This window comes from Kitasatospora sp. NPDC034023, from assembly GCF_055575795.1.
The window spans coordinates 18,958-41,019 of sequence record NZ_JBVIRY010000034.1; the positions used below are offsets into that span (position 1 = coordinate 18,958).

The 22,062-nt window shown below is 73.2% G+C and carries 21 protein-coding genes; 9 read left to right on the plus strand and 12 right to left on the minus strand.

From position 1 onward, the window contains the following. Window positions 1-21: 21 nt before the first annotated feature. The 3 genes from ACZ52R_RS33935 to ACZ52R_RS33945 form a co-directional block, all read right to left on the minus strand. Window positions 22-3,324: an AfsR/SARP family transcriptional regulator gene (locus tag ACZ52R_RS33935; RefSeq protein ID WP_465665647.1), complete on the minus strand. Its 3,303-nt coding sequence runs from the start codon at window positions 3,322-3,324 to the stop codon at window positions 22-24. 360 nt (window positions 3,325-3,684) lie between these two features. Next, a complete protein-coding gene (locus ACZ52R_RS33940) occupies window positions 3,685-4,044 on the minus strand; it encodes a hypothetical protein (RefSeq protein ID WP_465664569.1) in 360 nt (119 codons plus the stop codon). A 226-nt stretch (window positions 4,045-4,270) separates the two neighbouring features. After that, window positions 4,271-4,633 (minus strand): peptidoglycan-binding domain-containing protein, encoded by a 363-nt coding sequence (locus tag ACZ52R_RS33945; RefSeq protein WP_465623865.1) that lies wholly within the window; start codon window positions 4,631-4,633, stop codon window positions 4,271-4,273. Window positions 4,634-4,836: 203 nt separating this feature from the next. On the opposite strand from ACZ52R_RS33945, the gene ACZ52R_RS33950 reads away from it, so the two are divergent. Next, window positions 4,837-5,856, plus strand: coding sequence for a S66 peptidase family protein (locus ACZ52R_RS33950; RefSeq protein WP_465623866.1), 1,020 nt, complete (start codon window positions 4,837-4,839; stop codon window positions 5,854-5,856). Window positions 5,857-6,226: 370 nt separating this feature from the next. Beyond that, complete coding sequence (locus ACZ52R_RS33955; RefSeq protein WP_465754747.1) at window positions 6,227-7,540, plus strand: hypothetical protein; 1,314 nt, start codon at window positions 6,227-6,229, stop codon at window positions 7,538-7,540. Window positions 7,541-7,729: 189 nt separating this feature from the next. On the opposite strand, the gene ACZ52R_RS33960 is transcribed toward ACZ52R_RS33955, so the two are convergent. Beyond that, window positions 7,730-8,095 (minus strand): hypothetical protein, encoded by a 366-nt coding sequence (locus ACZ52R_RS33960; RefSeq protein WP_360502624.1) that lies wholly within the window; start codon window positions 8,093-8,095, stop codon window positions 7,730-7,732. Between the two features lie 90 nt (window positions 8,096-8,185). On the opposite strand from ACZ52R_RS33960, the gene ACZ52R_RS33965 reads away from it, so the two are divergent. Next, on the plus strand, window positions 8,186-9,229 hold the full coding sequence (locus ACZ52R_RS33965; RefSeq protein WP_465754748.1) for an ArsR/SmtB family transcription factor: 1,044 nt from the start codon (window positions 8,186-8,188) through the stop codon (window positions 9,227-9,229). A gap of 387 nt (window positions 9,230-9,616) precedes the next feature. Here ACZ52R_RS33965 and ACZ52R_RS33970 read toward each other — a convergent pair whose 3' ends face one another. Continuing rightward, window positions 9,617-10,621, minus strand: a complete 1,005-nt coding sequence (locus tag ACZ52R_RS33970) for a S41 family peptidase (RefSeq protein ID WP_465754749.1) — start codon at window positions 10,619-10,621, stop codon at window positions 9,617-9,619. Window positions 10,622-10,678: 57 nt separating this feature from the next. Here ACZ52R_RS33970 and ACZ52R_RS33975 point away from each other — a divergent pair, with 57 nt between their 5' ends. Then, window positions 10,679-11,200 (plus strand): ArsR/SmtB family transcription factor, encoded by a 522-nt coding sequence (locus ACZ52R_RS33975; protein WP_465623872.1) that lies wholly within the window; start codon window positions 10,679-10,681, stop codon window positions 11,198-11,200. Between the two features lie 155 nt (window positions 11,201-11,355). After that, entirely contained in the window at window positions 11,356-12,045 is a 690-nt protein-coding gene (locus ACZ52R_RS33980; protein ID WP_465664573.1) for a hypothetical protein, read from the plus strand. A 205-nt stretch (window positions 12,046-12,250) separates the two neighbouring features. Here the strand turns inward: ACZ52R_RS33980 and ACZ52R_RS33985 are convergent, their stop codons facing one another. Further along, window positions 12,251-12,421 (minus strand): zinc-binding dehydrogenase, encoded by a 171-nt coding sequence (locus ACZ52R_RS33985; protein ID WP_465623875.1) that lies wholly within the window; start codon window positions 12,419-12,421, stop codon window positions 12,251-12,253. A 35-nt stretch (window positions 12,422-12,456) separates the two neighbouring features. Here ACZ52R_RS33985 and ACZ52R_RS33990 point away from each other — a divergent pair, with 35 nt between their 5' ends. Then, window positions 12,457-12,693: a winged helix-turn-helix transcriptional regulator gene (locus ACZ52R_RS33990; RefSeq protein ID WP_465623876.1), complete on the plus strand. Its 237-nt coding sequence runs from the start codon at window positions 12,457-12,459 to the stop codon at window positions 12,691-12,693. A 303-nt stretch (window positions 12,694-12,996) separates the two neighbouring features. Here the strand turns inward: ACZ52R_RS33990 and ACZ52R_RS33995 are convergent, their stop codons facing one another. From ACZ52R_RS33995 to ACZ52R_RS34005, 3 genes are all read right to left on the minus strand, one after another. Next, complete coding sequence (locus ACZ52R_RS33995; RefSeq protein WP_465754750.1) at window positions 12,997-14,796, minus strand: hypothetical protein; 1,800 nt, start codon at window positions 14,794-14,796, stop codon at window positions 12,997-12,999. Window positions 14,797-14,853: 57 nt separating this feature from the next. Beyond that, complete coding sequence (locus tag ACZ52R_RS34000; RefSeq protein WP_465623879.1) at window positions 14,854-15,072, minus strand: hypothetical protein; 219 nt, start codon at window positions 15,070-15,072, stop codon at window positions 14,854-14,856. Window positions 15,073-15,269: 197 nt separating this feature from the next. Further along, the gene (locus ACZ52R_RS34005; RefSeq protein ID WP_360502636.1) at window positions 15,270-15,647 is read right to left on the minus strand and encodes a peptidoglycan-binding domain-containing protein; all 378 of its coding nucleotides are present in this window, start codon (window positions 15,645-15,647) and stop codon (window positions 15,270-15,272) included. A gap of 309 nt (window positions 15,648-15,956) precedes the next feature. Between ACZ52R_RS34005 and ACZ52R_RS34010 the strand changes: the two genes are divergently transcribed. Then, on the plus strand, window positions 15,957-16,214 hold the full coding sequence (locus tag ACZ52R_RS34010; protein ID WP_465664575.1) for a DUF5302 domain-containing protein: 258 nt from the start codon (window positions 15,957-15,959) through the stop codon (window positions 16,212-16,214). A gap of 271 nt (window positions 16,215-16,485) precedes the next feature. Here the strand turns inward: ACZ52R_RS34010 and ACZ52R_RS34015 are convergent, their stop codons facing one another. Together ACZ52R_RS34015 and ACZ52R_RS34020 are read right to left on the minus strand one after the other, a co-directional pair. After that, window positions 16,486-17,211, minus strand: coding sequence for a hypothetical protein (locus ACZ52R_RS34015; protein ID WP_465623883.1), 726 nt, complete (start codon window positions 17,209-17,211; stop codon window positions 16,486-16,488). A 151-nt stretch (window positions 17,212-17,362) separates the two neighbouring features. After that, on the minus strand, window positions 17,363-18,157 hold the full coding sequence (locus ACZ52R_RS34020) for a DJ-1/PfpI family protein (RefSeq protein WP_465664576.1): 795 nt from the start codon (window positions 18,155-18,157) through the stop codon (window positions 17,363-17,365). Window positions 18,158-18,320: 163 nt separating this feature from the next. On the opposite strand from ACZ52R_RS34020, the gene ACZ52R_RS34025 reads away from it, so the two are divergent. Then, the gene (locus ACZ52R_RS34025) at window positions 18,321-19,349 is read left to right on the plus strand and encodes a GlxA family transcriptional regulator (protein ID WP_465664577.1); all 1,029 of its coding nucleotides are present in this window, start codon (window positions 18,321-18,323) and stop codon (window positions 19,347-19,349) included. A gap of 178 nt (window positions 19,350-19,527) precedes the next feature. Here the strand turns inward: ACZ52R_RS34025 and ACZ52R_RS34030 are convergent, their stop codons facing one another. Further along, window positions 19,528-19,920: a hypothetical protein gene (locus ACZ52R_RS34030; protein ID WP_360502650.1), complete on the minus strand. Its 393-nt coding sequence runs from the start codon at window positions 19,918-19,920 to the stop codon at window positions 19,528-19,530. Between the two features lie 460 nt (window positions 19,921-20,380). Here ACZ52R_RS34030 and ACZ52R_RS34035 point away from each other — a divergent pair, with 460 nt between their 5' ends. Further along, window positions 20,381-22,018 (plus strand): serine/threonine-protein kinase, encoded by a 1,638-nt coding sequence (locus ACZ52R_RS34035; protein ID WP_465664578.1) that lies wholly within the window; start codon window positions 20,381-20,383, stop codon window positions 22,016-22,018. Window positions 22,019-22,062: the final 44 nt, after the last annotated feature.

The following is a 22,062-nucleotide window of genomic DNA, read 5'->3' on the forward strand; positions in this document are numbered from 1 at the left end:
GGACGCGCTCCGGAGAGCCGGTCAGCCGGCCTCCAGGAGTAGCGACTCCGGTCGCGACAACGCCCGGCCGCATTCCCAGGCGGCCCGGAAACCGGACTCGCCGAGGGCCTCGGCGCAGCCGTCCAGGATGGCCCGCAGTTCCGGGTCGCCCACGTCATGGGCCCCGCGCAGGCCGTACGCCGCGCCCAGAGCCGCCGCACCGCGCGCCGCCTGGCCGAGCGCGAGGCAGTACTCGGCGTACCCCTCCAGGACGTCCGCCCGCACCGGCTGGTCGCCGCTGTCCGCGGCAAGTTCCAGGGCACGGCGGTGCAGCGGGTCGGCCGCGTCCGGCGCGCCGCGCCGCTGCTCGGTCCGGGCCAGGCCGGTGTGCAGCAGGGCCAGCAGGTGCAGCCGCGCCGGGGCACCGGGGCCGGTCGCGGGCAGCCGCTCCAGCCGCCGCAGTGTCTCCTGCTGGCGGTCCAGCGCCGTCGCCAAGTCGCCGGTGCGCCGGGCGAGTTCACCGAGCGCGTAGCCGACGGCGGCCTGCAGATGCCGGTCCCGGTCACGTTCGGCGGCGGCCAGCGCGCGCTCCAGGTCCACTCGGGCTGCGGCCGGTTCGCCGCAGCGCGCCCGCAGCCGGCCCGACAGCAGCAGCGACAGCGGCGCCTCGCCGGAACCCCCCATCTCGGCATCCCGTTCACCGGCCTCCGCCAGCGCCGCGAGCGCCTCCTCGGCCGCGCCGGTGACCGACAGCAGCGCGGCCAGAGTGACCAGCGCCAGGGCCAGGCCCCAGCGGTCGCCCAGGACACGGAATCCGTCCACGGCGGTCCGCAGACAGTGCTCGGCGCGCCCGATCCGGCCCGCGCCCAACTCGATCCGGCCCAGCACCAGATGGGCGGCGGCGCGTATCCACCGGTCCGGGTGCTCGCCGTACCGCTGCGCCGTGGCGCCCACTGCGTCCGGCGGCCCCGCCATGGCGAGCAGCAGTGCGGCGGCCAGGGCGACGGGGTGCTCGGCCCGCTGCGCCGCGACCAACGCCCCGCCCATCGCCTCCGGCGGGATCACGGTGTCGCCGGGCTCCCGGAACGGGGAGGTGAGCTGCGCCAGGATCACGCACAGGGCGTGTGCCTGCTCCAGACCGGGCGGCGCGCCGAAGCCGTGCGCAGCGAAGACGGCGGACGTCCACGCACCGGCCTCACGGCCCTGACCGCGCATCAGCCAGGGCCAGGCCCGGGCGGCCGTCAGCCGCAGGGCGTGTTCCGGCGGGCCGACAGCGACCGCCCGGCGCAGCGCCGCGTCCAGGTTGCCCTGTTCCGCGTCGAGCCGGGCCATCAGGGAGATCTGACGGTCCGTCCGGAGCAGGGGTTCGGCGTTCTCGGCGAGCTCGACGAAACGGCGCAGGTGGGCGGCGCCGGTCGGGCCGTCCTCGCCGGCCTCGACGAGCCGTTCTGCGGCGTACGCGCGGACCGTCTCCAGCAGCCGGTACCGCACCAGCCCCGGCTCCCGGTCGACGGCCGCGACCAGGGACATGTCGGTCAGGGACCTGTCGACCAGGGATCTGTCGACCAGGGACTTGTCGACCAGGGAGGACAGCAGGTCCTCGACGGCCGTCGGGTCGGGCGCCGGCCCGTGCGGCCAGTCGCCGGCGCAGACCAGGTGCGCGTCGGGGAGCGTCGCCCCGCCGGCGAACACCGAGAGCCGTCGCAGCAGGACGCGCTCGTCCTCGTCCAGCAGCTCCCAGCTCCAGTCGACGACGGCGCGCAGCGTGCGGTGCCGGTCGGGGCCGGTGCGGGAGCCCCGGTCCAGCAGCCGGAGCCGGTCGTGCAGCCGCGCCGCGACCTGACCGGGGTTCAGGGCGCGCAGCCGGGCCGCCGCCAGTTCGAGGGCCAGCGGCAGGCCGTCCAGCTCCCGGCAGATCCGGACGACCGGCTCGACGGTGTCGTGGTCCAGGGCGAATCCGGGACGGGCCGCGGCGGCCCGCTCGACGAAGAGGGCGACGGCCGGGTGTGCGAGCGCCTCCTGTGCGGTGGAGCCGGGTGCGGGTACGGCGAGCGGCGCCACCGGCCAGAGCACCTCGCCTGGGACACCGAGCGGTTCGCGGCTGGTGGCCAGCACGCTGAGCCGGGGCGCGGCGGCCAGCAGGCGGTGCGCCAGCAGGGCCGCATCCTCGATCAGGTGCTCGCAGTTGTCCAGGACGAGCAGGACGTCACGCCCCTCCAGGGCCCGGACGATCCGCTCGACGGGGTCCCCGGACTGATCGCCGGCGGGCAGGCCGCCCGCCAGCACCCCGGCCTCCGCCGGTCGACAGACGGCTGCCAGCACGACCCGGGCCACCGCGTCCGGGCCGTCGGCACCCGCGAGTTCGGCGAGCCGGACGTCCGTCGCGGGCGGCGCGGTCGCCACGGCCGCGACCGCCAGCCGGGTCTTGCCGACACCGCCCGGCCCGGTCAGGGTGACCAGGCGGGAGCAACGCAGGCGCTCCCGGACCGCCGTCAGTGCCTCGTCGCGGCCGATCAGAGCGGTGAGCCAGGTCGGCAGTGCCGCACGGCCGACGGGGTTCCCGGTGGAAACGGGGGCCGGCCTCGGCGGAGGCGACTGTGCGCCGGACAGTACCCGCAGGTGAGCATCCCGCAGTTCGGCGGACGGGTCGGCGCCCAGCTCCTCGGCCAGCGCCCGCCGGGTCCGTTCGAACACCTCCAGCGCCGCGGCCTGCTGTCCGTCCGCGTGGAGCGCGCGCATCAGCCTGACGGCGGCCCGCTCGCGCAGCGGGTGGGTGACGCAGAGCCCGGTGAGCTCGGCGACCAGCCGCGGCAGCGTGCCGACCTCGCCAAGGGCGAGCAGGGCGTCGGCCCGGTCCTCGACCGCCGACAGCCGCAGCTCCGCCAGCCGGGCCGCCGGCGCCGCGGTGAACCCGGCGCCCTCGCCGTCCGCGAACGGTGCCCCGCGCCACAGTTCCAGCGCCCCGCCCAACAGCGCGATCGCCTCGGTGAACCCGCCCGCCGCCAGCGCAGCCCGCCCCGCCGCCACCCGCTGCTCGAAGTCCCAGGCGTCCACGCTCGCCCGGGGCAGGTCGAGCAGGTACCCGGCGGGGTGCGAGCCGACCACGGACCGATCGGTCCCCAACACCCGACGGAGCCGGGAGACCAGGGACTGCAGGGCACCGGCCGGCTCCTCCGGCGGGGCGTCCCCCCAGAGGTCGTCCACCAGACGCTCCCGGGTGACCACGCGCCCTGGATCGAGCGTCAGCCGGAGCAGCAGCAGCCGAAGCCGCGCTCCGCCGATCTCGAGGGCCGTCCCGTCCTCACCCCGGACGACCTGTAGCGCCCCCAGAACGTTGATCCGCACCCGCCCACCCCTCGCTCAGCACCACCGACCAATCAAGATCATTATCCCGACGCCTGGGCGGCGCCGAGCGCGGGGCGCCAGGCAACCAGTCAGGATCACTTGACGGACGGTCAAAACCATGTGAGACGGGGCAGCTGACACCAGGGGGTCCACGCGCCACGCGGACGGGGGTTCCCCAGCAGCCGGACAAACCCGCGTCCGGCAGCGGACGGCGGGCACCGCCACGCACGAGCACCAGGCCGGGCGAGGGAGGCCGAGCTCCACCCGGCCGCGCTGCGTGACCGGCCGGCGACCGAAGCGAGCCGGCTCAGCCGGGTCGGCCGCAGCCGCGCCCGGGAGGTGGTGCTGGCCGAAGGCCACCTACGGGAGCACCACGCCTGGGCCGGCCAGTTCGCTCGCCTCGCGGCCGAACGGTTGATCCGCAACGGACTGACCCACGGTGCCCGAACCCGCGACGGCGAGCGCGATCTCGTTGTACAGGAATCCCTCGAAGCCGAGCGGCTGCCCGGTCTCGGGACTGGGCGCTGCCGATGGTGTGTAGAGGTGCAGCTCGTCGCTGATGCTGACCATCCCGTACCGGTCGGCGAACGCCCGGTAGTCCGCAGGTAGTTGGAAACCGAGCGTCTCGGGCCCCAGCTCCCACGGGACCGGGACCACCCCGCCCACAGGCGGCGGCCCGATCACCGCACCGAGCCGGTCCAGCATCCCCTCGATGTTCACGTCCACTCCCGGCAGCCACCCGTTCTCGCCGGAGGGTATCCGTTTCCGCTGGCGTCGCCCGTCGTGCAGCGGTCTGCGAAACCGAACACCGCCGCCTCCTGGCGGGCCTTCGTCGCCGCCGCCCGCGCGGGCTCACTTCCCGTCGAGGGCCGACACCGACCCCAACGGCGTCGGGGGCAGGGCATCAGCGGATGCCCTGCCCCTGACGCTGTCCCTACCGGCTACCTCAGCAGTTGGGGTAGGCGTTCACAGAGCTCCACCAGTCCAGCGCCCCCCAGGTCTGCGAGCCGACCTGGCCGTCCACCTGGAGGTATCCCATGCACTTCTGGAAGAAGTAGACGGAGTTGAGGGTGTCCTGGCCGAACACCCCGTCGACGGTGATCTTGGCGTGCTTGTCGGGGTTGATCGAGTAGTTCAGCTCGCACTGAAGCTCCCGTACGGCATCGCCGGTGGCACCGACCTTCAGCAGCGGCTCGCTGGTGCTCCACTCACCGCAGCGAGACCCCGCGGCGTTGGCGGTGCCGGCGGTGGCGACGGTGCCGGCGAGGAGCAGGCCGGTGGCGGCCAGCCCGATGACGATCTTGCGCATGGTTGTTTCCCTCCCGTTTGGCATGCGCCTGGCGGCGCAGCGCGTGCCTCGACACTAGCCAGCACGATGCCCCCGCGGGGTATCCAATCGGGCACCCGGTTCCGTGGGCCAATCGGACAGCCGCGGGCCCCTGCCCCGGCTCTGGGGCCGACGAGCGGCGAAAGTCGGGTGACCCTGCCGGTGGCACCGGCGACACTGGCGCCATGACTGGTTCCGCACTGCCGCAACTGCTTCGACCGCGTGCCCTGAGGCCCGGAGATCTCGTTGTCATCGCCGCGCTGTCCGGTCCGCTGCCGGCCGCTCATGAGCCCAACGTCGAGCAGGCGGTGGTCGTGCTCGAGCGGATGGGGTTCCGCGTGCGTCGGGCTCCGCTGCTCCAAGCAGGACGGCACCACTGGTGGAGCGCGGCAACGCCGGCCGAGATCGCCGGGGAGTTCAACGGCCTTCTCCGTGATCCTGAGGTGCGTGCGATCGTCGCGAGTGACGGCGGTCAGACGGCGCTCGGCTACCTCGACCTGATCGATGTCGAGGCGGTCAGGGCCGACCCCAAGCCGATCCTCGGCTACAGCGACATCTCGCTGCTGCATCTGGCGCTCTATGCGTGCACCGGTCTGGTCGGGTTCCACGCCGACATGGCCGTCCCCGGCTTCGGCGGACACTGGCAGCGCGCGCCCGTGGCGCGCCGGGCGGAACTCGAGAGGCTGTACTCCAGGCTGCTGACCGGTACCGAGGCGATCGGTGCGCTGCCTGCGAGTGCGTCGTGGGAGTGCTGGCGTCCTGGCCGTGCCGAGGGCCGGCTGATCGGCGGGGTGATCAATCGCATCGTGCTGGCGCAGGCGACGCGTTTCGCGCTGCCCCTCGAACGGTTCGACGGTGCGGTGCTGTTCTGGGAGGAGATGGGCGGCCTGGCATCGCACGTGTGGAGCTACCTGCAGGTGCTGCGGCACGGCGGCATCCTCGACCGGATCTCCGGCATGGTCGTGGGCGTTCCGCGCGAGATCAGCGGACTCGAGCCCGGCGCGTCCCCGACCCTGCCCGAGATCGTCCTCGACGCCCTCGGCGACCGGGACATCCCGGTCCTGGGCAACGTCGAGTTCGGGCACGCCGGCCCGAACCTGCCGATGCCGGTCGGCATCCGCGTCCGCCTCGACGCGCAGCAGCGGACACTGTCGCTGCTCGAACCGGCGGTAGGGCCCCACGCGACGATCGGGCCCGTCGGCTGAACACCGCGGATCAGTGAGCCGACAGCGTCGCGACGTCCGGTCCGGACGCTCGGCTCCTGACGTCGGGATCAGCAAGGCGGTGAGCCCGTGCGGAGAGGTCCGGGCGGCCGAGACGGTGGCCGGCGGGTCCACCGGGAAAAATTCTTCGAACCCGCCTGCAACCCGGGCGGGTGCCGCACGTCTGTACAAGTGAGAGGCGCGGAAGGGGGCCACCTTCCGCAGGCGGGGGCGATCTCTCTGCGTCCGTGGTCCGGCAGGGTCACGGGCCCGCCCCGGCCGCTCGATCTTCCACTCGATCGTTCATCCGCTTCCGGCGTAGCCGAACCCCATGTTCGTCATGCCCACAACAAAGTTGCTTCCAGGGGGAACCATGTCCACCACCCGTATCCGCCGCTCCCGCTCCCGCCACGCCGTCTCCGTCGCGGCCGCGCTCGGTGTCGCCGCGCTCGGCGGCACGCTCGCGCTGCCGGCGCAGGCGGCCTTCGCCGAGGGTGCGCCGCACGACACGCACAAGGGGACACTGACCGTCCAGGCGCCGGCGGCGGTCGGCTTCGCCGGGCAGCCGGTCGCGTTCACCGAGACCCTCGCCAACACCGGCACCGAGGACACCGCCTTCGCGCTCCTCCTGCAGACCACCACCGAGGCCGGCACACCGCCGCACGCGATCACGATCGACTACAAGGACCCGGCGGACGGCGCGTGGAAGTCCGTCCCGCTGGGCTTCCACGCCGGGCTCTACGAGGCCACCTACGACGGCGCGACCGGCGCCATCACGGTCGCGGCCGGCAAGACCGTGAAGCTGGACCTGCGCATCGGCGCCCCGATGGGCCTGCCGCACGACGGAGCGACCAATGGCGGCTTCCGCTCCATCACCCTGGACTCCCGCCTGACCGTGCCGGGATCGGGGGAGAACCTGGCCGATGAGGTCAAGACGATCAAGGTCGACTCCATCGGCAGCTCACTCGCCCACGTGCCGGCCACGGCGGTCGCCGGCGGGGAACCGATCGAGTTCGACGCGGTACTGGCCAACCCCACCCCGTCCGCGTACGTCAACCTCGGCAACGTGCTCTTCGTCGACCCTCACGCCACCGTCCAGGTCCGCAAGGCCGACGGCTCGTGGACCACCCTGCAGAAGGTCTCCGACCAGATCCCGGACGACAAGCCCGGCGTCTACCTCCAGGGCCGCGACTCCTCCATCGCGGCGAGGAAGACCACGGTGACCCGGGTGCGGGTCTCCTACGACGCGGCCACGCCGCCGGGCGCGACCCAGATCAGCCCGTGCGTCTTCGTCAACGAAGGAGCCCCGTTCCGCGGGACCACCAACTGCGGCCAGGGCACCACCGTCAACGTCGTCGCCCCCGAGAAGAACACCGACAAGAACACCGAGAAGAGCACCGGCACGAGCGCCGACAAGAGCGCCGACAAGTCCACCGGCGCCGAGCCCGGCACCGGCACCGGCACCAAGCCCGGCACTCAGGCGAAGCCTGCCACCGACACCGAGCCGGCCACCGACACGGCGCCCGTCCCCGCCCCGGCCGCCCCCGCCCCGGCCGCCCCCGTCACGGGTGAACTCGCCGCCACCGGCGCCCAGTCCGACGGCATCACGGCCGCCACCGCCGCGGCACTCGCCGCCCTCGGCACCGGCGCGGTCCTCCTCGCCCGCCGCCTGCGCCGCCGGTCCTGAACCACCCGCCGACCCGCGCCTGCCCGGGCGTCCGGCCTCGTCGGCCGGGGCCGTCGGTCAGGACGCGGGCGGCGTCCTCCTCCCGGGCTCGGCGGCGGTACCCGGGGCGGTTCGGCTCCGGGACGTGCCGCCGGTCCCGTCATGGTCCGGTCCCCCGAGGCGGGGCCAGGACGGAACCGGCGACGCCTGTCAGTACGAGGCGCTGGTGGCGCACCGGCGGGAGTCCAGGTTGCACACGACGACGTACGAGGTGATTCCGGCGTCCAGGAGCTTCGCCGTCCAGGCCGTGTCGTGAGGGATGCTGGTCCAGTTGCTCGAGCGCCCGCCGTTCGACTGCGTGAGCACCACGCTGCAGCCGTCGCCGGTGGTGGAGGTCGCGTAGCCCTGCACGTGGTCGTGCCCGTCGGCGAACGTGACCACCATGCCCCCGGCGCAACCGGGGACGTTGGCCGTGTAGGTGGTACTGGCCGACGCCGTCGCGGCGCTGAGGCCCAAGCCGGCGGTGGCGGCGACGACGACAGCGCCGAGGCGGACAGCGGTGCGCTTCCTGATCATCAGTGTCTCCTGGTGTTCGGTGTGTTCCTGACTCAAGGCAACCGGCTGACGGGACCGCCCCTCGAGTGATTCGATCAGGTTCGAACACTCATGACGCCGACCGCACGGGCGGCCGGCAGCCGACCTCCGGGGGGTGTCGTGCTCCACCTCGACATGGACCGCACCGTACTCGCGAACACCCAGTTCGCGATCTCGCCGCTCAGCACCGGGATCGGCGCGCTGCGCCTCCTGCGCGACAACAAGCGCCCGGGCGGCGACGGTTGGCGGGGCAGAATCCAGGAGACCGTCCGTGACCGCAAGCTCGTCCTGCTGGGCTCGCTGTTCAGCGGCTCGTGGGACTACGTACCGGACTTCCTGACACCCCAGCCGCACGCCCCCGAGACCGGACTGCACGAGGAACTGCACACCGTCGCCACCACGGATCCCGCCCGGCTGCGCTGGGAGCTGCAGGTCATGGCCCAAGGGGTCAGCGAGGAGCACCTGGCGGGCCGGGCCACTCCCGTGGCCCTGCGCGACGCCCTGGAACGGGGCGAGCACGACTTCGCCGAACGGATGGCGGCGGAACTGCACCGGCTGTGGGAACGCGCCCTCGCCCCGCACTGGACGGCCCTGCGTACCCGTATGGAAGAGGACATCACCCACCGGGCGCAGACCACCGCCCGCCACGGCCTGTCCGGCATGCTCGCCACCCTGCACCCCAGGATGCTCTGGAACGACGACCACCTGAGTCTGACCAGCCGCTTCCACGCCCGGACCAGCGCCGCCACCGGCCTGGTCCTGACCCCCTCCGTGTTCACCACGGACCTACGCGTGGTCATCGACTCGATACCCGCACCCGCCACACGTCAGCCCATGCTCGCCTACCCCTGCCGCCCCGGACCGGCCACCCGCCCCGGACCGGCCATCCACGCCCTCCTCGGAGCGACCCGCACACGACTGCTGTCCGACCTGTACACCCCCCGCACCACCGCGGAACTCAGCGAACGGCACTTCCTCGCCACCAGCACCGTCTCCTACCACCTCGGCATCCTGCACCGCACCGCACTGGTCACCCGCACCCGCACCGGACAACACGTCCTCTACCGCCAAACGCCCCGCGCCACCGACCTCCTGGCCACCCCTCAACCCCACTGACCCCACTGACCCCGCAACCGACCATAACCGACACGACCGCTACCGGACCGGTGCCTGTGCCTGTGCCTGTGCCTGTGCCTGTGCCTGTACCTGTACCTGTGTCGGCGTCGACGTCGGCGTCGACGTCGGCGTGGCCAGGCTGTACGGGACCACCGCCGCCGGGGCAGGACCGCGGGGCGGACGGGGCGTATGGGGCGGGCCGGCCGGCGACAGCCCCGGCCCGCCGGTGGAGCGTGTCAGGAGCACACTCCACCCGCCGGTCAGCCTCCCGTCGATGCGGGCCCCGGCCCGCCCGCGCAGCCGCACGCCGGACCGGAAAACCCGGGCCGCCTCGCCACCGGTCCGGTGGTGGCGGCCGGTGGCGGTGTCCGGGGTGGTGGGGCGGTGTCAGGAGCCGTACTGCGCCAGGCGCGTCACGGCCAGTTCCAACGCGCGCTCGAGTGCGGTTTCGGCTCGGCACGGCACGTCGGGCTGGACGCCGGTGCCCTCCCAGTTGGTGCCCGAGACGGGGTTGAGCGCGCGGGCGACGGGGACGGAGAGTTCCAGGTGCGGGTGCACCGTCCAGCCCTCGCGCGGGTGCGCACCGCCGCGGGTGCTCTCCCCGACGACCTCGGCGCGCCCGAGTTGCTGCAGGTCGTAGGCGAGTTCCTCACCCGCGGAGAAGGTCTTCGCACTCGTGAGCACGTAGAGCGGCTTGGTGGCGCCGTAGCGGGCGCCCGGGACGAACGGGGGCGTCCAGGACTGCTCGGCCTTCTCCCCCTGCCGCGAGACGATGGTGTTCAGGTGGGTGCGGCCGTCGAGCAGGTAGCCGCAGACGAAGGCGACCGTGTCCGGGTCGCCACCGACGTTGCGACGCAGGTCCAGGATCAGCGCGCGGGCCGGGGCCACCAGGGAGAGCGCCGCGGCCAGCGGCTCGGCCGCCCAGTCCAGGGGGAACATCGCGGGTGCGATCTCCAGGACCGCGACTCCGGAATCGAGGAGCTCCACCCGCGGAACACCCCCCAGGCCCTCGTCGAACTGCCGCCGCATCGCGGCGAGTACGGCCGCGCCCCGCTCCGACGGTACGGGCTCGGCATGGAACTTCAGAGCCAGGTGCTGGTCACCGTTGACGGACCGCAGGTCGGCGGTGACCCCTTCGGCCAACTCCTCCGCGGTCGCGGCCCGGTAGGCTCCCTCCGCACACCGGCTTCGCAGCAGGGCCGCCAACTGCCGGGCGACATCGGGGAAGACGTAGTTCCCGGCGACCAGGTCGGCGATCGACTCGACGACGCCGGCAGCGTCCGGGACGGGGACGGCGGTGAGGCCGGCGGCCGTGACGGTGTCGGTAACGGGGGCAGTGGTGTCAGCGGCGGTGGCGTTGTCCAGCGCGGGTGACGAGGTGGTGGTGGTCATGGCAGGGAGTAGACCAGCGACTTGTCAAAGCGTCAACCGCACTTAACACTTGATTCGGTGAGCCATCAACCAGACGAAGACGTCCAGCAGATCAGCACACCCCAGCAGCACGCCGCGCTCGCCCACCCCGTACGCCAACGCCTGCTCTTCGCCCTGAGCGGGCAGCCCTCCACGATCAGCCGGCTCGCCGCTCAACTGGGCGTGAACAAGGGCAGTGTCTCCCACCACCTGCGAGTGCTGTGCGAAGCCGGACTGGTCCAGGACGCCGGGACTCGGCAGGTCCGTGGCGGCACCGAGAAATACTACCGGCGAACCGCACAACGCCTCCTCGTCGACGAGCCACAGGCCGAAGGCACAGCCGCGATGCTCGGCGCGGTCGCCGCCGAGACGGACCGCTCCCCCCTCGAACACACCCTGACCCTGCGCCACCTCCGACTCAGCCCCGCCAAAGCCGCACAGCTGGCCCAGGCGCTGACCCGCCTGGTCGACGAAGTGGAGGAAGACCCCGGCGAACCCGTGCACGGCCTGCTCGTCACCCTCTACCAACAGCACGACGCCAGCACACGAACCCGCCCCTGACCCCGCACCCGTCGACCCACAACCCACAACCCACCAACCCCTGTCCAAGTCCCGGACCAAGGACCGAAAGCGCTGCTGCGCCGCGAAGATCCCCGACGAGCGGGACTTCCGCACCGTGAGCGTTTAACCTCGACTGATCACAGAACGTCACACACATGATCGCAGTGTCGAGGGGTTTCGCGGTGGAGCTTGTGCCGGATGACGATTCGCTGGGTGGTGTCCGACCACTTCTGGAACGTGGCGAGGCCATTGTGGGCTACGAGCCCCAGGAGGGGTTCCCGGATCGCTGCTGGGTTCTGCACACCGTCACGGTGCGAGGGGAACGGGTCCGGTGGGACGACGTGCTGGCGCACGCCGGCAAGCGACTGGAGGACTGGCAGTACACCCCCTCGTTCCGGGTCTTCGAGGGGCTGGACCTGCCCGAAGACGTAGAGGGCCCGGACCTGGGCGAGATTGACCGCGGCAGCCTGGCCCGCCTGGTCGAGGTCCTCGCCCGGCACAGCCCTGATGGGCTGCGCACGGAGTGCTACTGGGCCCAGGCGGGGATCGAGGACGCGGGCCGCCCCATCCCGGCCCGCCGGGGCCGGCTGGAGGAGGCGCTTGCTCACCACGATGCCTGCGCGTGGCCCGACCGAACCGTCCACACCCAGTTTCCCGCGCACTGGTGGCCCGTGGAGGGCTCCTGGTTCGTCCTGACCGACTGGGACCTGAGCGCGACCGAGGTGTTCGGCCCTCCGGCCCTGATCGCCGACCTTCTCGCCGATGACGGGCTGGATGCCGTGCGCCACCCCAGCATCGCCGAGGTCGAGGGCAGCGTCGCGCAATGGCGCGAGCAGGCACCATGAGCCCGCTGCGCATCCTGCCGGCCCTCTGACCTCGAACAGCGTCGCGAACGGTGTCACTCACCAGGGAGTTCGCGGAGGCGACCCACTGCCCGCTGGCCGTGGTCCTCCAAGACCGGCATGACCAGCACGGACGTCGAGGCTCCCAGCCGGACCTGTTCGATTCCGCCCCGGGTTGGTTCTCGCCCGGCGGACTGGACCCAGGAGCTCACGCCCCCGGGTCGACGCACGTGTCGGCGGTGACGCTGAGGACGATCTTGCCGCGGGTACGGCCCGACTCGCTGGCGGCGTGGGCCTCGGCGGCGCGCTCAAGGGGCAGGGTGCGTTCCAGACGGACCCGCAGCAGGTCCCGGTCCACGAGGTGGGCGAGGGACTCCACTGCGCTTCGGCCAACTGCGCCGTCTGCTCGACGGCGTGACGCAGAAGATGCTCACCCAGACCCTGCGCTCCCTGGAACGCGACGGCCTGGTCACCCGCACCGTCTACCCCACGGTGCCCCCACGCGTCGAGTACTCACTCACCGACCTGGGCCAGGCCGCCGGCCGGCTGACCACCGCCGTCGCGGACTGGGCCGTCGACCACGTCGCTCTGATCCACACCGCCCGCGCCGTCTACGACGCGCGGCCCGAGCAACCCGAACCAGCGAGCTGACGACACCCGGCCGGGACGGGCGGGCATGCGGGTGGACGGAGCCTTAGGGCGAGGGCGCCTCTTCAGTCGACGCGGGGAGCAGGCACCCGGGCGGCCAGCGAGCCAGGGCCAAACTACCTTCCGCCCGGCCGAGGAGACCACTTCTTTCCGGGGACCCGCGAGGCAGACCGGTTTGCGGACCATGGGTCAGCTACACGATCCCATCGAAGCGCTGCGAGCCGTGGGAAGACCGGTCCCGTTCGCGTCCCGACGAGCCCGTCCGCGTCCGGGACCGGGGCGGGCCGTCCGTTGTGTGCGGCAGCGTCAAATCCTCGGCCCTCCCTCCTCTCGGACCAGCCGCCAGGCCTCGCTGAACAGCTCGGGAAGCGTGCCCGGGAGCAGCTCGAAGGCCGTCACCTCGCTTTGGTCGGCGCTCAGCCGGGCGCCGACCATGGGTGCTTTCCGGGCCTCCATCGGTGGCAGCGGCTTCTTGGCGTGTGCCCACAGGCCGGGCAGGAACAGGGAGCGCCCGGCGCGGGGCCGGCGGTCTTCCACCACCAGGCCGCGTGTCACCAGCTCCGCGGCGGCCGACTTGTGGCGGGCCGGTGTCCAGGCGTTCCAGCGCCGCACGTTGCGGTCCGACGGCACGGGCAGGGCCAGGAGTTGGAGGTAGAGGGTGGCGGTGTCCTCGGACAGGTCGAGGGTGGTGGCGACGTCGGCGACCAGGTCGGGGGTGCAGGCGCGGGGGTCGGATTCGTAGCGGCCCGCGGGCAGGTCGTCGGCGGTGATGCGGGCCATGACACGGTCGCAGGTGCCGCCGGTCAGCCAGTCCCAGCGCCGGCTCCCCCGGTTGCCGCGGCTCAGCGCCGAGTGAAGGACCCGGGCCGGGGAGTCGCCCCGCGCCAGTGCCTTGCGCAGGTGGCGGACGGCCTCCGGTGCGCCGGCCCGTACGGGGTCGCCGGCGGGGAGGTCCGCGTATGCCCAGGGGAGGCCGGTGAAGACGGCCTCCGCGACGGTCTCGGCGTCGTAGTCGCCCATGACGTCCCATGCGGTGCGCAGGTGGCGGTGTTCGGGCGGGCGGGGCCAGATGCGCAGGTAGAAGCCGGGCGGCAGGGTGGCGTTCGCCGGGTCGAGGAGCAGGTGGCACAGGTGGGCGGCCGGCATCCGGGTTTCCAGAGCGACCGCGGCCTGCCAGGTGCTCCACGGCGCGTGCCGGCGGGCGCCGTGCTGCTGCGCCCAGGCCCCGGCGGTGCGCTGCGCGACGCGGGCGAGGCCGCCCGGCTCCCACAGGTCAGCGGGGTCTGCGGGCATCACGTCGGCGAGCAGGGCGAGCCGCTCGTCGTCGTGCAGCATCGACAACTCGGCGCGCGCCGATTCGACTTCGCGGGCCTTGAAGCCGTAGGTGGCGAGCTCGTGCTCGTCGAGGAAGGGCACACGGTAGCCGCCCGCGCCAGGGTTGCCGGCCAGGACGAGGGCGGCGGCGGGGCGGCTCAGGCCGGTCGCCTCGCTCAAGGCGAGGACCGCGTCCACATCCCAGGCGAACGGGCCGCGCTCTCGAACGAGCTCCGTCAGGCGCAGCAGCTGCCCGGGGGTGCCCCAGCCCCAGGGGCAGTCCTCGACGTAGAGGGGTTCCTCGGGGCGGGGGGCGGCGTGGCCGCCGGGCAGGACGGCCTCGAAGTAATGGGTCCTGCGCGCGGCGGGCAGGTGGGTGCCGAAGGAGGCGCCGTGGTGGTCGCGGACGGTGAAGGAGGTCGTTCCGGCGAGCCGGCCCACGCGGAAGCGGTAGGCGGGGTCGGCGAACGTCGTCCGGGCCCACACCTCCAGGAAGTCGAGCAGGAGCTCGCGGCGCTCGGGCCGGGTCGCGGGCGCGGCGGCGCGCAGGGCGAGCGCGCCTGTGCGTCCGATGAGGTCCGTCCAGCTGCCCGCCGCGGGGAGCCGGACACCGCGTTCGCCCGGCCCGGGTTCCCACGTGCCTTCGATGTAGCGGCTGACGCGCCTGATGCCGACGAAGGAGTCCTTGTCCCACATACCCAAGGCACCGACCAGCCCCTGCAGGGCCGCGGATGCGGCGAATCCGTCCCACGTGCGAGGGGTGCGGGCTGCGGACGTGTCGATCTCGGTCATGTGGCTGATCATGACGGCCGGCACCGACAGCGGGCCGCCGGGGTGCCACGGCCCGCTTCACGCATTGAGCGGCCCGCTACCGGAAGCCGCGGACGGTGTCATGTGCGTGTTGCTGTCGGCGGTGTAAGTCAGGAGGCCGCCGGGGTCTGGATAGCGCCCATGGGCGTCGACGGCAACGACGGTGTGCAGGTGGTCGCCACGCTGTTCGACAGCCTTCGCCGCGGCCCGGACTCGGTCCACGTCCCAGGTCAGCGTGCCGTAGTCGGTTTCGATCACATGCTTCGACCGCGCCCGCCAGACGGCGCCCCCAGCCCCCTGCCGAACCGACACGAAGCCTCCCCGAACATGAACGGTGGTCCTTGCCTTCCACAACCGGACGACAAGGACCGCCGTCACGCTCGGACCCCATTCCCAGCAGTGTCACCTGGCGGGACCCGCCAACCCCGATGCCTACCGGAGTTGAGCGTCGGGTGTCACTTGAGGGTGGGCAGGTAGGGGTAACAGCCGTAGTAGTCCTTGGTGGCCTCGACCATGACGTCGCCGGTCCTCGGGCCGACGACACCGTCCTGCTGCAGGCTCGCCCACTTCTGGATGGCCACGATAGCCCCGTAGGTGTCGGGGCCGAACGAGCCGTCCACGTCGACCGTGTGGTAACCGGTCTGGTAGTGCAGGTCGTTGGATATCTGCTGGACGCACTTGACGCTTGCGTAGGTGTTGCTCTTGCCGTAGCCGACCCAAAGGGAGCCGGAGTTGGGCACTGCCTGGGCGGTGCCGCCCAGGGCGCCGACGGTGACAAGGGCGACGGTCGCGAACAGGAACGCGCCGCGACGCTTGATGGAAGTGCTGTTCAAGGGAGCCCCAAAAGTGGCATACAAGTGATCGTCGGACCCTGGACTATACGGGCGGACCTACCGACGGGTCGCCGGCGCGGGCCCAGCTACCGGACAGCTCCCGCCCGGCTACCGCGATCAGCCACGGCAGAGCGCGGCAGAGCGGCAGCCGACGCGGACACCGATACGCCCGCCGGGACAAGCTCACCGCCGAGCAGGTCGGGCAGCTGGAGGCCCTCGGGGTGGCCTGGTAGGCCGGGCCGGTTTCGGGGCATGACATGGTGTCCCGTGAAGGCATCAACCCGACACCACCCCACCAGGAGGTCCTGCATGAGCAGCGGCGTAGCGTCATCCGAGAACCCCGAGAACCCCGAGAACCCCGAGAGGTCGGAGGCCGACCAGGCCGCCGAGGTCCCCGCGGCCGCCGCCCAGGACGACGTCAAGGCCCAATTCCTCGCCGCGCTGGAGCGCAAGCACGGCGCCAAGGGCGGGAGCACGGCCGGCGGTCCGAACAGCGAATCGAAGATCCACGGCGCGCACGCCGCGGCGGGAGGCAAGCGCAACTTCCGCCGCAAGAGCGGCGGCTGACCGCGCTGGTGCGCACCGGAGCGGCCGGGCCTCGGCGGGACGGGCTGGGCCGCTTCGGGTGTGCGCGTGCCCCAGAGCCGGGGCACCCGGGGCCGGCGGACGTTTCGGCCCGAATGGCCGGTGGGGTGTCGCTGTCCGGACACGCAGGTGTCTGCACCGGGCAGGCCGATGTGGAGCTCCACGGCGAGGGCCGTGGAGCTCCGGCCGGGTGACGGCATCGATGCGGCGATACCGCTACTGCCCCCACTCGCAGCCGCGCGGCCGGACCGATCTACAGCCCGCTCGGCCAGGTGTAGCTGCTCGGGACCGGGACTGCGGCGTTCTCGGCGGCCGTCCCGTAGACCAAGGCGACCTCGTCGTGGTCGTGCAGCAGGATCGCGGCCGGGTCGCCGTCGACCTCCTTGCCGTTGACGTAGGCCTTCAACGTGTGGGTCCCGTCGGTCTTCAGGCCGCCGAGGTGGTCGGCGGAGGCGGAGACCTGCCATTCGGTGAGGAACTGCCCGAGGCTGAAGTCCGCGCGAACCGGCGACTCGACGTGGATGACACCGCTGGTGTCGTGGCTGTGCAGCGGGCTGATCCGCTGCGCGCTCTCGTCGACGCCGATCAGCGCCGGCACCTCGACGGGCCTGCCGTCCGCCAGGACGTCCAGATGGGTGTGGATGTGCAGCGCCGTGCCCTCCGCGCCGAGCATCGGCAGCCCGGCCGCCGCCACGGCGGCCGCGACGTCACTCGGCGCGTCCCACGGCGGCAGTGTGGTGCGGCCCACAGCCGTGGTCCGCGGCTGTGCCGGGATCCCGTGGGAGGAACCGGTCGAGCCCTGGTTCGTCGCGATCACGGCGGCGATTCCCCCGACCACCGCCACGGCGACCAGGCCGATCGCGCCGCGAGCCAGTAGCCGCCGGCGCCGTTCCCGGCGGGCTTCCTCCGCCCGGAACGCCGCCGTGTGGGCCCTGCGGTCGGCCGCACCCGGCTTCCGCCCCGGTTTCGGCTCAGACATCCGTACGGACCTCCTCGCGCGCGACGGCGCCGCTCGGCACCACCCCGTCAGCCTGCCAGAGGCGGATGCGATCGGCGCGTCGAGCACCGCGGGCTCCGACTCGCCGTACTCCGGCACGAGCAGCCCGGCCGGCTCCGCCGTGCTCAGGTGCTCAGGTGCTCAGGTGTGCCAGGAGGGCGGGGTGGTCGGCGAGGGCGTCGTGGAGCAGCCGGCGGGCGAAGGGCGTGTACTGGCCGCTGTCGGCAGCGGTCCAGTCGATGGGGCCGAAGGGCGGTTCGGGGTCGTACTCGATGAACAGCTGCACCGTGCGCGCGACGTCGAGGCCGGCGAGGCGGCCGACCAGGTGCAGTGCCATGTCGATGCCGGCCGAGACCCCGGCGGCGGTGATGACGTGTCCGTCCTCGACCCAGCGCTGGGTGACAGGCGTCGCCCCGAAGCGGGGAAGCAGGTCGCGGTACATCCAGTGCGTGGTGGCCCGGCGGCCCTCCAGGAGGCCTGCCGCCGCGAGCAGCAGCGAGCCGGTGCACACCGAGCCGACGACCTGGCAGCGTGCCGCGGTCCGGCGCAGCTTGCGCAGCAGGCTCTCGTCGGCCATCGCGGCCAGGGTGGGGACGAGGCCGCCGGGCACGATCACGGCGTGGAGATCCGCTATGTCCTCCATGTCCTCGAAGGTGTGACTGGGCAGCAGGGACAGCGGGGTGTCGCTCGGCACCGGCTCGATCCGCTCGCCGACCGCGATCGTGCGGTAGCCGGGGACGAGATCGCCCAGCGCGGCGAAGACCTGCATCGGGCCGACGACGTCCAGTGCGGTGAGCCCCGGGTACAGCACGAAGGCGATGGTCTTCACCGGGTCCGCGGACGGCTCGGACGGGCCCGCGGACGGCACGGGCAGGTCTGCGGACGGCACGGGCAGGTCCGCGGACGGCTCGGGCGAGGTTTCGGTCATGACGGGACTCCTGGAAGTCGGCGGGAGGCCGAGGGCCTGGCAGCGGGATGCTGCCTCGGCAACCCTCCCCCGCCGCCTCCACCGCGGACCGGAACCGTTCGGACTCCGTGTCCGAAATCCTGGGATACCTGTCTTCCGGACGGCTTTCGGTAGTGTCGCAGGCATGACGACAGCTCTCCGCCACCGCGTGGTGGTCGTGGCCTACGACGATGCGGAACTCGTGGAGATCGCCTGCGTGACCAGCGTCTTCGACGGGGCGAACCGCCTGGGCGCGAGTCCGCCCTACGACGTCCTCCTGGTCACCCCGCAGGGCCGCCCGGTGCGCTGTTCCTCGGGACTGGTCCTGGCGGCGCAGGCGTCGCTGGAGCGTACCCGCGGCCCGGTCGGCACGCTGCTGGTCGTCGGCGGGTGGGGCCACGCCGCGGCGGCGCAGGACACCCGGCTGGTCGAGCACGTGCGCCGGCTGGCCGGCATCGGCCGTCGGGTCGCGTCGGTGTGCACGGGGGCGAGTGTGCTGGCGGCGGCCGGACTGCTCGACGGACGGCGTGCCACGACCCACTGGGCGTTCGCGCGCGACCTCGCGCAGCACCACCCGGCCGTCCACGTCGACGCCGCGCCGCTGTACCTCCGCGACGAGCACGTCTGCACGTCAGCCGGGGTCACCAGCGCGCTCGACCTCACCCTCGCGTTCGTCGAGGAGGACCACGGCCCGGCCCTCGCCCGGACGCTGGCCCGGATGATGGTGACCTACCTCCAACGACCGGGCAACCAGGCCCAGATCAGCATGTTCGTCGACGCGCCGGCCCCGGAGCACCGGACCGTGCGGCAGACCGTCGAATACATCACCGCACACCTCGACGGCGACCTCACCACCACCGCGCTCGCCGCGTACGCGGGAGTCAGCGGACGTCATCTGTCCAGGCTGTTCCTCGACCAGCTCGGGCAGACGCCAGCCCGGTTCGTACGGACCGCCCGCATCGAGGCGGCCGCACAACTCCTCGTCTCCACCGCACTGCCGCTGGCTTCGGTCGCGAGGCGCTGCGGGTTCACCTCCGCCGAGACGATGAGGCAGGTGTTCCTGGACCACTACGGGACGACACCCAGCCACCACCGCGCCGTTCACAACACTCCCCGGGCCGCACCGACGGTGCCCGGCACCATGGGTGAGGCCGAGAAGCCGGCAGGGAGCTGACGGCGTACCGCTACCGGATGCTCGGCTCCGGGTCCTCGCACCGCAGCACCGCAGCACCTCGGTCAGGCCGATCGGGCCGGTCAGCGCCGGCAGCACTCGCAGGCGCCGGCCGGCCCCGCCCGCCCCGACCGGCGAGCGGGCCGGCGGGGCGGGCGGGGCGGGCGGTGTCAGGCGGCCGTCAGCACTCCGGCAGGCCGTTGTGGAAGTACCAGTTGCCGTCGGCGTACGCACCGTAGACGTAGGCCGTGCCGAAGAAGTTGCCGTTCGTGCCGCCCACCCGGTACCAGACGTTGCCCTGGTTGTTGATCGTCTCGCCCCTGGTCCAGCACTCGATGTAGATCTCGTCCGACGACCACGAGTACGAGTACACGTCGGCGGCGACCTTGGGCGTCCAGGAGTACTGCTGCGCGTAGACGCCCACACCGTGACCGCTCGCGTGGTAGCGGAGCGCGTACCAGCCGTCGGCGGCCGCGCTGCCCGCCGAGACGCCTACCGCGCCCGCCGCCACCGCCACGACGGCCGCCGCGGTCGCGCCACGGCGGCCGATCCTCTTGAGAATGCCCTTGGCCATTCCAACTCCCATGTTCGGTCGAGACGTTGACGTGCCGCCCGGTCCGACCTCGGCGGCGGGATACAGCTGATCCGACCACCAGCGCTGTTCGATACCGCCTGACGGGAACTGACAACACCTGACAGCGCCCGGCGAACGGCCCGAACGCCCCCTCCTCCCACCGGATTCCACGGATCGCTGATCACCGCCGTCACCCGTCACCACGATCCGTGCGCGGCAGGCCGGCGCCGGCACCGAGGGACCTGACATCTGACAACGGGGACACCGCGACGGGGTGGAAGCGGCCCCTGCCCGCCGCCGCGATGGGGAGGAAGGGGAGCGGCCTGCGGTGCGCCCGCCGGGCGGCGGACGTCGAAGGCCTCGCGCCTGACGGCCCCTCTGCCGGAACCCGTGCCCGCCGCCGGGTGGCGCCGCCGGGTAGTAGTGTGCGCGCGGGCGACGGTGACGGGGAGGGCGGGCGATGGAACCACTGGGCGACTCGGACCCGAGGAGGATCGGCTCCTACCGGCTGCTGGGCCGGCTCGGCGCCGGCGGCATGGGGCGGGTGTACCTCGGCCGCACCGAGGGCGGGCGGACCGTCGCCGTCAAGGTGGTGCGCGGCGAGCTCGCCGACGACGCCGAGTTCCGCGCCCGGTTCCGCCAGGAGGTCGCCGCCGCCCGGCGGGTCGGCAGTCGCTGGACCGCCCCCGTCCTGGACGCCGACACCGAGGGCGACCCGCCCTGGGTGGCGGGGGGCTACGTCGCCGGACCGTCGCTGGACGCCGCGGTCCGCCGGCACGGCCCGTTGCCCGTTCCCGCCGTGCACGCCCTCGGCGCGGCGCTCGCCGAGGCCCTGGCGGCGGTGCACGGCCTGGGCCTGGTCCACCGTGACGTCAAACCGTCCAACGTGCTGCTCGCCCTGGACGGGCCCCGCCTGATCGACTTCGGCATCGCCCGCGCCCTGGACGCCGCGACCGCACTCACCCGCTCCGGGTACCTGGTCGGCTCGCCCGGCTACCTCTCGCCCGAACAGGCGGCCGGCGAGCCGGCCGGCCCCGCAGGGGACGTCTTCTCGCTCGGCGCCGTCCTCGCCTTCGCCGCGACCGGCGTCCCGCCGTTCGGCGAGGGCGTGAGCGCGGCCGTCCTGCTCTACCGGGTGCTGCACGAGCAGCCGGACCTCGGCGGGCTCACCGGAGCGCTGCACGACGCGGTGCGCGCCTGCCTCGCCAGGACCCCCGCCGACCGGCCTTCCCCGGACGAGCTGCGCGCCCTGCTCTCCCCCGGTGCCGCCCCGCTCGCGGACGGCGGCTGGCTGCCGCCCGCGGTCTCCGCCGAGGTGGCGCGCAGCGCCGTCGAACTGCTCGACCTGGAGGCGGAGGCCGAGGTGCCGGCCGGCGCCGCGGAGCCCGTAGCGGAGCGCGTAGCGGAATCCGGACGGGACCGCTCCCCCACCCACCTCGACCGGCCCGCGCCGCCGGTACCGCCGGGGCAGCCCGGGCCGTCCGGAGAGCGCGTGGGTGCGGGCACCGGGGCCTCGGCGCCCGCGCCGCGTTCCCGGGGGCGGCGTCCGCTCGTGGCGGCCGCCGCCGTGCTGGTCGTGCTGGCGGCCGGCGGCGTGCTGTGGCAGACCGTGTGGCGCGACCGGCCGGGCGACCACGTGAGCCACGACGCCACCGGCGCCCCGCCGGCCTCCGCCGACCCGTCGACCCCTGCCAACCCTTCGACCTCCGCCAACCCTTCGGCCTCCGTCGCGCCGCTGCTGGGGACGCTCCCCGCCGGCTACCTCGGCACCTGGAGGGGCACCATCACCACCGCCGTCGGCGGACTGCCAAGCACCTTCACCGTCAGCTTCGCCCCCGGGAAGGTCGGCGAGGTGGTCGGGCGGACCGCCAACGCCTCGGCGTTCAGCAGCACCGTCTGTCGTGGCGAGCTCACCCTGCTGTCCGTCACCCCCGACCGGATCGAGCTCCAGGAACACCCGAAAGGCAGCGACCAGGGCTGCACCGGCGTCTCCGAACAGCAGGCATACACCCCGGCCGGGCCGGGCGCGATCCACCTGAAGGTCACCGGCCAGCCCCTGGGCATGGACCCGTCGGGGGACCTCGCCAAGCAGGGGTGAGCGGGCGGCAGCGGCCTCACTCTGGTAGCTCGAGCGGACGCCGG

Bases quoted from the DNA above. Each gene is read 5' to 3' on its own strand.
- ACZ52R_RS34015 (WP_465623883.1), bottom strand. From the start codon at position 17,211: ATGTCTGAGCCGAAACCGGGGCGGAAGCCGGGTGCGGCCGACCGCAGG.
- ACZ52R_RS34035 (WP_465664578.1), top strand. From the start codon at position 20,381: ATGGAACCACTGGGCGACTCGGACCCGAGGAGGATCGGCTCCTACCGG.
- ACZ52R_RS33965 (WP_465754748.1), top strand. From the start codon at position 8,186: ATGACGCCGACCGCACGGGCGGCCGGCAGCCGACCTCCGGGGGGTGTC.
- ACZ52R_RS33995 (WP_465754750.1), bottom strand. From the start codon at position 14,796: ATGACCGAGATCGACACGTCCGCAGCCCGCACCCCTCGCACGTGGGAC.
- ACZ52R_RS33960 (WP_360502624.1), bottom strand. From the start codon at position 8,095: ATGATCAGGAAGCGCACCGCTGTCCGCCTCGGCGCTGTCGTCGTCGCC.
- ACZ52R_RS33945 (WP_465623865.1), bottom strand. From the start codon at position 4,633: ATGCGCAAGATCGTCATCGGGCTGGCCGCCACCGGCCTGCTCCTCGCC.
- ACZ52R_RS34030 (WP_360502650.1), bottom strand. From the start codon at position 19,920: ATGGCCAAGGGCATTCTCAAGAGGATCGGCCGCCGTGGCGCGACCGCG.
- ACZ52R_RS34020 (WP_465664576.1), bottom strand. From the start codon at position 18,157: ATGACCGAAACCTCGCCCGAGCCGTCCGCGGACCTGCCCGTGCCGTCC.
- ACZ52R_RS34010 (WP_465664575.1), top strand. From the start codon at position 15,957: ATGAGCAGCGGCGTAGCGTCATCCGAGAACCCCGAGAACCCCGAGAAC.
- ACZ52R_RS34025 (WP_465664577.1), top strand. From the start codon at position 18,321: ATGACGACAGCTCTCCGCCACCGCGTGGTGGTCGTGGCCTACGACGAT.
- ACZ52R_RS33970 (WP_465754749.1), bottom strand. From the start codon at position 10,621: ATGACCACCACCACCTCGTCACCCGCGCTGGACAACGCCACCGCCGCT.
- ACZ52R_RS33950 (WP_465623866.1), top strand. From the start codon at position 4,837: ATGACTGGTTCCGCACTGCCGCAACTGCTTCGACCGCGTGCCCTGAGG.
- ACZ52R_RS33955 (WP_465754747.1), top strand. From the start codon at position 6,227: ATGTCCACCACCCGTATCCGCCGCTCCCGCTCCCGCCACGCCGTCTCC.
- ACZ52R_RS33980 (WP_465664573.1), top strand. From the start codon at position 11,356: ATGATCGCAGTGTCGAGGGGTTTCGCGGTGGAGCTTGTGCCGGATGAC.